Source organism: Serratia oryzae, from assembly GCF_001976145.1.
In the GTDB taxonomy this organism is placed as follows: Bacteria; Pseudomonadota; Gammaproteobacteria; order Enterobacterales; family Enterobacteriaceae; genus Chania; species Chania oryzae.
Genome location: NZ_MOXD01000009.1, coordinates 213,168 through 222,132, shown reverse-complemented (window position 1 = coordinate 222,132; position 8,965 = coordinate 213,168). Strand labels below are relative to the sequence as shown.

Sequence of the window (8,965 nt, the reverse complement as noted above, 5' to 3'; positions counted from 1 at the left end):
TAACGGCTATGGCCGTTGCGGTGTAAAGCAGAGAACACGATGAAAATAATTATTCTTGGCGCTGGTCAGGTTGGCGGGACGCTGGCAGAAAACCTGGTGGGCGAAAACAACGATATCACCGTGGTCGATACCGATTCTGGGCGTTTGCGCCAGCTACAGGATAAATTCGATCTGCGCGTCGTCCAAGGGCATGGCTCCCACCCGCGAGTCTTACGTGAGGCTGGGGCAGAAGATGCCGACATGCTGGTCGCTGTCACCAACTCTGACGAAACCAATATGGTCGCCTGCCAGATCGCCTATTCACTGTTTAATACCCCAAATCGCATCGCCCGTATTCGCGCACCGGAATACATTCGTGAGTCCGAGAAACTGTTCCATCCGGATGCGGTGCCAATCGATCACCTGATCTCGCCAGAGCAGTTGGTCATCGATTACATTTATAAGCTGATTGAATACCCTGGCGCATTGCAGGTGGTGAATTTTGCCGCCGGTAAAGTCAGCATTGCGGCGGTGAAAGCCTATTATGGTGGCCCGCTGGTTGGCAATGCCCTATCGTCTATGCGCGAACATATGCCACACATTGATACCCGTGTTGCCGCCATCTTCCGCCAAGATCGCCCGATACGTCCACAAGGTTCAACCATCATAGAAGCGGGTGATGAAGTCTTTTTTGTTGCCGCCTCTCAGCATATCCGCGCGGTAATGAGCGAGTTGCAGCGGCTAGAAAAGCCCTATAAGCGCATCATGATTGTTGGCGGTGGTAATGTGGGAGCAGGGTTGGCACAGCGGTTGGAAAAATCATACAACGTGAAGCTGATTGAACGTAATCAGCAGCGAGCCGCCGAGTTGGCGGAACATCTGCACGATACGATTGTTTTCTACGGAGATGCTTCCGATCAGGAACTTCTTGCCGAAGAACACGTGGAGCAGGTAGACGTGTTTATCGCCATCACCAATGACGATGAGGCTAATATCATGTCTGCCATGCTAGCCAAACGCATGGGGGCCAAAAAAGTCATGGTGCTGATCCAGCGCCGTGCTTATGTCGATTTAGTACAAGGCAGCGTGATCGATATTGCTATTTCACCGCAGCAGGCAACGATCTCCGCATTGCTGGGGCATGTGCGTAAAGCCGATATTGTCAGCGTTTCTTCGCTGCGTCGTGGTGTTGCAGAAGCTATCGAAGCTATCGCCCACGGGGACGAAAGTACCTCTAAAGTAGTTGGCCGCCTGGTGGAAGAGATCAAACTGCCACCTGGTACCACCATCGGTGCCATCGTCCGTGGGGATGATGTCATCATTGCCAACGGCAATAGCAAAATTCTGCAAGGCGATCACGTGATCATGTTTATTACCGATAAGAAATTCGTGCCAGACGTTGAACGTCTGTTCCAGCCAAGCCCGTTCTTCTTATAAAAACATTGGTCATGTAAATGGGTTTTCTCAGCATATGTTGGCGTGAAAACCCATAAACTTTTCTATACTCATCGTGGCGAAAGGAAATCGCTTTGTTAAGCTTTCATCATTAATTTTTAAGGGGGTTGTTATGGGTATTTTGAAAGAATTCCGCGAGTTTGCTATGCGCGGCAATGTGGTCGACTTGGCAGTAGGTGTCATTATTGGTGCCGCATTTGGCAGAATTGTCTCTTCACTGGTTTCAGATATCATCATGCCACCATTAGGTATGTTGCTCGGAGGTGTCGACTTCAAACAATTCCACCTGGTATTACGCGAAGCTGAAGGCAGTATCCCCGCAGTTGTCATGAATTATGGTGCGTTTCTGCAGAATATTTTTGACTTTATCATTGTTGCCTTCGCTATCTTTATGGCCATCAAATTAATGAACAAAATGCGCCGCAAAGAAGTAGAAGAACCAGCAGCACCGCCAGCCCCTACTGCAGAAGAGAAATTGCTGACGGAAATCCGTGATTTACTGAGCCAGCAACAACAGCCAAAGCAGTAAATTAAACTTTTTATTACGATAAAAAGCCATCTAATTCAGATGGCTTCTTTATGTGTATGATTCAAAAGCAGAAGGCCAGTGGTAAATTATTATTTGATAACTTACCACTGGCCTCCCAGCTCCCCCCTTTTACATGCTTATCTTTACGCCGGTAGCTGCCTTTCCCTTTGGTATTCTTTTCTACGCGCTGACGGAAAAGTGGGTCATGTAACAGCGCCTCAATGGCGTTTTCCTGGATTTGGCCTTTAGTGTGCCGATATTTAGTCATAGTCATATTCCTTGTGAATCGCGTGTGCATAAAACGGGCTGATAATACTGCTGTACGGATAAAAATTAAAGCGTTGGAAGCGTTCAGACTGGTTTTTTACTCTTGTCTTCGCTCGCACCTTGTTCCAAAGCCTCCAGAATAGAACAGTAGTTGCTGGTATGTGCACTGCCACAGCAGGCATCGCTGAGCCGTTTGAGCGACGCGCGCATTCTGGTCAGTTCGGTAAGCTTGTCTTCTACTTCAGCTAGCCTGGCATCTACGATGGATTTAGATTCCTGGCAAGTATGATGTTCTGGATCTACACGGATCGACAATAATTCCGCAATGGTTTCCAGCGTGAAGCCCAATTGCTTGGCATAGCGGATAAAACGCAGACGCTGCAGATCCTGAACGCTATACAAGCGATAGCCGCCCTCAGTACGGACGTTATGGTCCATCATGCCTTGCTTCTCGTAATAGCGAACGGTGTCTGGTGTAACATCCGCGAGTTTCGCCAGTTGGCCGATTTTAAACATTTTTACTCCCCAAGGCTGAATCTTCCAGCAGCGGGTGTTGGGTGTTTCCAACACAAACACACCACGTAGCGAGAGTCCGCCGTCACAATTAACCCGATGGATAGTATTAGCATAACGGATAAAAAGAAGGAGCTTAAGAGGTGCTACTACAGGAGAATGTTTTCATGTTGCTTAATAGACGTAAAAAAACCGGGCAAGCCCGGTTTTTTTACGCGTCTACAGATTACTCTGCAGTTGCTACTTCTGCTTGAGACTCAGCACGATCAACCAGCTCGATGTATGCCATCGGCGCGTTGTCGCCTGCGCGGAAGCCACACTTCAGAATACGAGTGTAACCACCGGCACGGCTCGCAAAACGCGGGCCTAGCTCGTTAAACAGTTTTGCCACGATCTCGTTATCACGAGTACGGGCGAATGCCAGACGACGATTAGCTACGCTGTCGGTCTTGGCAAGAGTAATCAGCGGCTCAACAACGCGACGCAGCTCTTTCGCTTTTGGCAAAGTCGTCTTGATGATCTCATGACGAACCAAAGAGCCGGCCATGTTACGGAACATAGCCTGGCGATGGCTGCTGTTACGGTTCAGTTGACGACCACTCTTACGATGGCGCATGACCTTATCCTTCTCAGTAAAACCTTAACCTGTGATCCGGTTACTCGTCAGCAATGCTTGCCGGTGGCCAGTTTTCCAGGCGCATGCCCAGAGACAACCCACGCGAAGCCAGCACGTCTTTAATCTCAGTAAGAGATTTTTTACCCAGGTTAGGCGTTTTCAGCAACTCAACCTCGGTACGCTGTACCAGATCACCGATGTAGTGGATAGCTTCTGCCTTGAGGCAGTTAGCAGAGCGGACAGTCAATTCCAGATCGTCAACAGGGCGCAGCAGGATCGGATCGAATTCTGGTTTCTCTTCTTTCACTTCCGGCTGACGAACATCACGTAAGTCAACGAAAGCTTCCAGTTGTTCAGCCAGAATGGTTGCCGCACGGCGGATCGCCTCTTCAGGATCGATCGTACCATTGGTTTCCATTTCGATTACCAGCTTGTCCAGGTCAGTACGCTGTTCTACACGCGCTGCTTCAACATTGTAGGCAATACGCTCTACAGGGCTATAGCAGGCGTCAACCAACAGACGACCGATCGGGCGCTCATCTTCTTCCGAATGAATTCGGGCAGAAGCCGGCACATAACCACGACCGCGCTGAACTTTGATACGCATGCTGATAGCAGCGTTCTCATCGGTCAGGTGGCAGATCACGTGCTGCGGCTTGACGATTTCGACATCACCATCATGGGTGATGTCGGCAGCGGTCACAGGGCCAATGCCAGATTTATTCAGGGTAAGAATAACTTCATCTTTTCCTTGAACTCTCACCGCCAGCCCTTTCAGGTTGAGCAGGATCTCCAGGATATCTTCCTGTACGCCTTCTTTGGTGCTGTACTCATGCAGTACACCATCAATCTCAACCTCGGTCACCGCGCAACCCGGCATAGATGAAAGCAGAATACGGCGCAGTGCGTTGCCAAGAGTATGGCCAAAGCCACGCTCTAAAGGCTCAAGGGTCACCTTGGCGTGCGTCGAACTGACTTGCTCGATATCTACCAGGCGCGGTTTTAGAAACTCTGTCACAGAACCCTGCATTGTGTCCTCTCTTTGAAACTCAAGCTTTACTTGGAGTAAAGCTCGACGATCAGGTGTTCGTTAATGTCGGCGGACAGATCGGTACGTTCAGGAATACGTTTGAACACACCTTCCATCTTCGCAGCATCAACTTCCAGCCAAGTCGGCTTTTCACGCTGCTCAGCCAGCTCCAGAGAAGCCTTAACACGAGACTGCTTTTTAGCTTTCTCGCGGATGCTGACTACGTCATTCGGAGATACCTGATAAGAAGCGATGTTAACAACGCGACCATTTACCATAACTGCTTTATGGCTAACCAGCTGACGTGCTTCTGCACGAGTGGCACCAAAGCCCATACGATAAACTACGTTGTCCAGACGGCCTTCCAGCAGTTGCAACAGGTTTGCACCGGTGTTGCCTTTCAGACGTGCTGCTTCTTTGTAATAGTTACGGAACTGGCGCTCCAGAACACCGTACATACGGCGAACTTTTTGCTTCTCACGTAACTGTACACCATAGTCAGACAGACGCGGTTTACGCGCACCGTGTTGACCAGGCGGTTGCTCAATTTTGCACTTTGAATCGATCGCGCGAACGCCAGACTTCAGGAACAGGTCTGTGCCCTCGCGGCGGCTAAGCTTGAGCTTAGGACCCAAATATCTTGCCATTTTCTTTCTCCAACAATCCGAAAAGCAGGGGCGTTACACGCGACGCTTTTTCGGCGGACGACAACCGTTATGAGGGATCGGAGTCACATCAGTAATATTAGTGATGCGGAAACCAGCCGCGTTCAGAGCGCGGATAGTAGACTCACGACCAGGACCAGGTCCTTTAACCATAACTTCCAGGTTCTTGATACCGTATTCTTTTACTGCGTCAGCACAACGTTCTGCTGCAACCTGAGCTGCAAACGGAGTTGACTTACGAGAACCACGGAAACCGGAACCACCGGCAGTTGCCCAACCCAAAGCATTACCCTGACGATCGGTAATAGTTACAATGGTGTTGTTGAAAGAAGCATGGATATGAGCCACGCCGTCAGAGACTTGTTTTCTTACACGCTTACGTGTACGAACAGGTGCCTTTGCCATTATTCAATCACCCCGATTATTTCTTGATCGGTTTACGCGGACCCTTACGGGTACGTGCGTTGGTCTTGGTACGCTGACCGCGCACTGGCAGACCACGACGATGGCGTAAACCACGGTATGTACCAAGATCCATCAGACGCTTGATGCTCAGGGTAACTTCACGACGCAAATCACCTTCAACAGTGAATTTGGCAACTGCTTCACGCAATTGTTCAATTTGCTCTTCAGACAGCTCACTGATCTTAACATTTTCAGCAATACCCGTAGCAGCACAGATGGACTGTGAACGAGTCTTGCCGATTCCGAAGATCGACGTTAACGCGATAACGGTATGTTTATGATCAGGAATGTTAATGCCTGCTATACGGGCCACTATGCACTCCTACTTATTTTTACGGCAACACCATTCTGAAAAGCCCGTTTTCAGGATACTCAAATAATGTTGCAGCTACATACAAAAGATTGGCTGGCTAATCTAGCCAGCTCAACCCAACTTTGCAAGAAAAATATGCGAGATAATCAGCCTTGACGCTGTTTATGCTTCGGCTCGGCACTGCAAATCACACGAACGACACCGTCACGCTTAACGATTTTGCAGTTACGACATAATTTCTTGACGGAAGCACGAACTTTCATTTTTACTCTCCGTAACTTCTCAAACGCACCTGATTAGCGGTTATAGCCTTTCAGGTTTGCTTTCTTCAATGCAGACTCGTACTGACTTGACATCATCAGAGTTTGCACTTGAGCCATAAAGTCCATGATGACGACAACCACGATCAGTAGCGAGGTACCACCAAAGTAGAATGGTACTTTCATTGCATCACGCATGAACTCCGGGATCAGGCAGATGAAAGTAATGTACATCGCGCCCACCAGGGTTAAACGCGTCATTACTTTATCGATATACTTCGCCGTTTGCTCTCCCGGACGAATTCCTGGTACGAAGGCACCGGACTTCTTCAGGTTATCTGCTGTTTCACGCGGGTTGAAAACCAACGCCGTGTAGAAGAAACAGAAGAAGATGATTGCAGACGCATAGAGTAACACATAAAGCGGTTGTCCAGGCTGCAAATACAGCGAAATCGTTGTCAGCCAGTTCCAACCGGTACCGCCCCCAAACCATGATGCAATCGTGGCAGGGAACAGAATAATACTGGAAGCGAAGATTGCAGGTATTACACCGGCCATATTCACTTTCAGTGGTAAGTGTGTGCTCTGTGCTGCGTAAACTCGACGACCTTGTTGACGTTTCGCATAGTTAACGACGATACGACGTTGACCACGTTCGATGAAAACAACGAAGAAGGTTACTGCAAACACTAATACTGCAACCAACAGCAACAGGAGGAAGTGCAGGTCGCCTTGCCGAGCTTGCTCAATAGTATGGCCCACTGCCGGCGGTAAACCCGCCACAATACCCGCGAAAATAATGATCGAAATACCGTTACCGATACCACGCTCAGTAATTTGTTCACCCAGCCACATCAGGAACATTGTCCCAGTAACCAGACTCACAACCGCAGTAAAGTAGAATGCAAAGCCTGGGTTTAACACCAGGCCCTGCATACCAGGCATATTCGGTAAACCGGTAGCAATACCGATCGACTGGAATATGGCCAATACCAGCGTACCGTAGCGGGTGTACTGACTAATCTTGCGACGGCCAGCCTCCCCTTCTTTCTTGATCTCTGCTAACGCTGGATGAACCACCGTCAGCAACTGGATAATGATCGACGCCGAAATATACGGCATGATCCCCAGTGCAAAGATAGAAGCACGGCTGAGAGCGCCACCAGAGAACATGTTAAACATTTCAATGATGGTGCCTCTCTGCTGCTCAAGCAATTTGGCAAGCACAGTGGCATCGATACCAGGAATCGGAATAAAAGAGCCGATGCGGAAAACAATCAGCGCGCCGATAACAAACAAAAGTCTGCGCTTCAGCTCGCCGAGCCCGCCTTTAGCACTTTGAAAATCTAATCCTGGTTGCTTAGCCATTAGCTCACTTATTCCTCAATTTTACCGCCAGCAGCTTCGATAGCAGCACGAGCGCCTTTGGTGACACGCAGACCACGCAGGGTAACCGGACGAGCGATTTCGCCAGAAAGCATAACTTTCGCGAATTCGATCTGGGTACCAACAACGTTAGCGGCTTTCAGCGTGTTCAGGTCGATTACGTCGCCTTCAATCAGAGCCAGTTCAGACAGACGAACTTCTGCCGTGATCATAGCTTTGCGAGAGGTGAAGCCGAATTTCGGCAAACGACGATATAAAGGCATCTGACCACCTTCAAAACCACGACGTACGCCACCGCCAGAACGAGACTTCTGACCTTTGTGACCACGGCCGCCGGTTTTACCCAGGCCAGAACCAATACCACGACCTACACGCTTCGGCGCATGCTTGGCACCTTCAGCCGGAGACAGAGTATTTAAACGCATCTGTTACTCCTCAACTTTAACCATGTAGGAAACCAGGTTGATCATACCGCGTACAGCAGGAGTATCCTCGCGCTCTACGGTGTGACCAATACGACGCAGACCCAGACCGAGCAGTGTAGCTTTATGCTTCGGCAGACGGCCAATGGAGCTGCGAACTTGTGTTACTTTGATAGTCTTAGCCATGGTCAATTACCCCAGAATGTCTGCAACGGATTTACCACGCTTGGCAGCGACCATTTCAGGGGACTTCATATTTGCCAAAGCATCGATAGTTGCACGAACCACGTTAATCGGGTTGGTGGAACCATAAGCTTTAGCCAATACGTTGTGCACCCCAGCGACTTCCAAAACGGCGCGCATTGCACCGCCGGCAATAATACCGGTACCTTCGGAAGCCGGCTGCATGAACACACGGGAACCCGTATGAGCACCTTTAACAGGGTGCTGCAGGGTGCCGCTGTTCAGCGCGACATTCATCATGTTGCGACGGGCTTTTTCCATCGCTTTCTGGATCGCTGCCGGAACTTCGCGTGCTTTGCCGTAGCCAAAACCAACGCGACCGTTACCATCACCAACTACTGTCAGTGCGGTAAAGCTGAAAATACGGCCACCTTTTACGGTTTTAGATACGCGGTTTACCGCGATCAGCTTTTCCTGCAGTTCGCCAGCTTGTTTTTCGATGTGAGCCATCTTAAACCTCTTCCTTAGAACTGAAGGCCAGCTTCACGGGCAGCATCTGCCAGTGCCTGGACTCGACCATGATATTGGAAACCGGAACGGTCAAAGGATACTTTCGCAATCCCTTTTTCCAATGCGCGCTCAGCCAGAGCTTTACCTACGGCTGCTGCTGCATCTTTGTTACCGGAATACTTCAATTGCTCAGTAATAGCTTTTTCTAAAGTAGAAGCGGCTACCAGTACTTCAGAACCATTTGGAGCAATTACCTGTGCGTAAATGTGACGCGGGGTACGATGTACCACCAGGCGAGTTGCTCCCAGTTCTTTGATCTTACGGCGTGCGCGGGTCGCACGACGGATACGAGCAGATTTCTTATCCATAGTG

At 49.6% G+C, this 8,965-nt stretch carries 15 protein-coding genes; 2 read left to right on the top strand and 13 right to left on the bottom strand.

Annotation, left to right across the window (positions count from 1 at the left end; translation table 11 throughout):
- Nucleotides 1–39 precede the first annotated feature (39 nt).
- Both trkA and mscL read left to right on the top strand, forming a co-directional pair.
- The gene (gene trkA, locus BMI79_RS17020) at nucleotides 40–1,416 is read left to right on the top strand and encodes a Trk system potassium transporter TrkA (protein ID WP_076943287.1); all 1,377 of its coding nucleotides are present in this window, start codon (nucleotides 40–42) and stop codon (nucleotides 1,414–1,416) included.
- Nucleotides 1,417–1,546: 130 nt separating this feature from the next.
- A complete protein-coding gene (gene mscL / locus BMI79_RS17015; protein ID WP_076943286.1) occupies nucleotides 1,547–1,963 on the top strand; it encodes a large-conductance mechanosensitive channel protein MscL in 417 nt (138 codons plus the stop codon).
- 61 nt (nucleotides 1,964–2,024) lie between these two features.
- Here mscL and BMI79_RS17010 read toward each other — a convergent pair whose 3' ends face one another.
- The 13 genes from BMI79_RS17010 to rplR form a co-directional block, all read right to left on the bottom strand.
- Nucleotides 2,025–2,231 (bottom strand): alternative ribosome-rescue factor A, encoded by a 207-nt coding sequence (locus BMI79_RS17010; protein ID WP_076943285.1) that lies wholly within the window; start codon nucleotides 2,229–2,231, stop codon nucleotides 2,025–2,027.
- Nucleotides 2,232–2,314: 83 nt separating this feature from the next.
- On the bottom strand, nucleotides 2,315–2,746 hold the full coding sequence (gene zntR, locus BMI79_RS17005) for a Zn(2+)-responsive transcriptional regulator (RefSeq protein WP_076943284.1): 432 nt from the start codon (nucleotides 2,744–2,746) through the stop codon (nucleotides 2,315–2,317).
- A 223-nt stretch (nucleotides 2,747–2,969) separates the two neighbouring features.
- Complete coding sequence (gene rplQ, locus BMI79_RS17000) at nucleotides 2,970–3,359, bottom strand: 50S ribosomal protein L17 (RefSeq protein ID WP_004929726.1); 390 nt, start codon at nucleotides 3,357–3,359, stop codon at nucleotides 2,970–2,972.
- A gap of 40 nt (nucleotides 3,360–3,399) precedes the next feature.
- The gene (locus BMI79_RS16995; protein WP_002919219.1) at nucleotides 3,400–4,389 is read right to left on the bottom strand and encodes a DNA-directed RNA polymerase subunit alpha; all 990 of its coding nucleotides are present in this window, start codon (nucleotides 4,387–4,389) and stop codon (nucleotides 3,400–3,402) included.
- A 26-nt stretch (nucleotides 4,390–4,415) separates the two neighbouring features.
- A complete protein-coding gene (gene rpsD / locus BMI79_RS16990; RefSeq protein ID WP_076943283.1) occupies nucleotides 4,416–5,036 on the bottom strand; it encodes a 30S ribosomal protein S4 in 621 nt (206 codons plus the stop codon).
- A 33-nt stretch (nucleotides 5,037–5,069) separates the two neighbouring features.
- Nucleotides 5,070–5,459, bottom strand: coding sequence for a 30S ribosomal protein S11 (gene rpsK, locus BMI79_RS16985; RefSeq protein WP_004929731.1), 390 nt, complete (start codon nucleotides 5,457–5,459; stop codon nucleotides 5,070–5,072).
- Nucleotides 5,460–5,475: 16 nt separating this feature from the next.
- Complete coding sequence (rpsM, locus tag BMI79_RS16980) at nucleotides 5,476–5,832, bottom strand: 30S ribosomal protein S13 (protein WP_025123454.1); 357 nt, start codon at nucleotides 5,830–5,832, stop codon at nucleotides 5,476–5,478.
- Between the two features lie 146 nt (nucleotides 5,833–5,978).
- Complete coding sequence (gene rpmJ / locus BMI79_RS16975) at nucleotides 5,979–6,095, bottom strand: 50S ribosomal protein L36 (protein ID WP_037402687.1); 117 nt, start codon at nucleotides 6,093–6,095, stop codon at nucleotides 5,979–5,981.
- 33 nt (nucleotides 6,096–6,128) lie between these two features.
- A complete protein-coding gene (gene secY / locus BMI79_RS16970) occupies nucleotides 6,129–7,460 on the bottom strand; it encodes a preprotein translocase subunit SecY (RefSeq protein WP_021182218.1) in 1,332 nt (443 codons plus the stop codon).
- 8 nt (nucleotides 7,461–7,468) lie between these two features.
- Nucleotides 7,469–7,903, bottom strand: a complete 435-nt coding sequence (rplO, locus tag BMI79_RS16965) for a 50S ribosomal protein L15 (RefSeq protein WP_024912197.1) — start codon at nucleotides 7,901–7,903, stop codon at nucleotides 7,469–7,471.
- Between the two features lie 3 nt (nucleotides 7,904–7,906).
- Nucleotides 7,907–8,086, bottom strand: a complete 180-nt coding sequence (gene rpmD, locus BMI79_RS16960) for a 50S ribosomal protein L30 (protein WP_004956161.1) — start codon at nucleotides 8,084–8,086, stop codon at nucleotides 7,907–7,909.
- 6 nt (nucleotides 8,087–8,092) lie between these two features.
- Nucleotides 8,093–8,593, bottom strand: a complete 501-nt coding sequence (gene rpsE, locus BMI79_RS16955; RefSeq protein ID WP_004956164.1) for a 30S ribosomal protein S5 — start codon at nucleotides 8,591–8,593, stop codon at nucleotides 8,093–8,095.
- 14 nt (nucleotides 8,594–8,607) lie between these two features.
- On the bottom strand, nucleotides 8,608–8,961 hold the full coding sequence (gene rplR / locus BMI79_RS16950) for a 50S ribosomal protein L18 (protein ID WP_076943282.1): 354 nt from the start codon (nucleotides 8,959–8,961) through the stop codon (nucleotides 8,608–8,610).
- Between the last annotated feature and the right edge of the window lie 4 nt (nucleotides 8,962–8,965).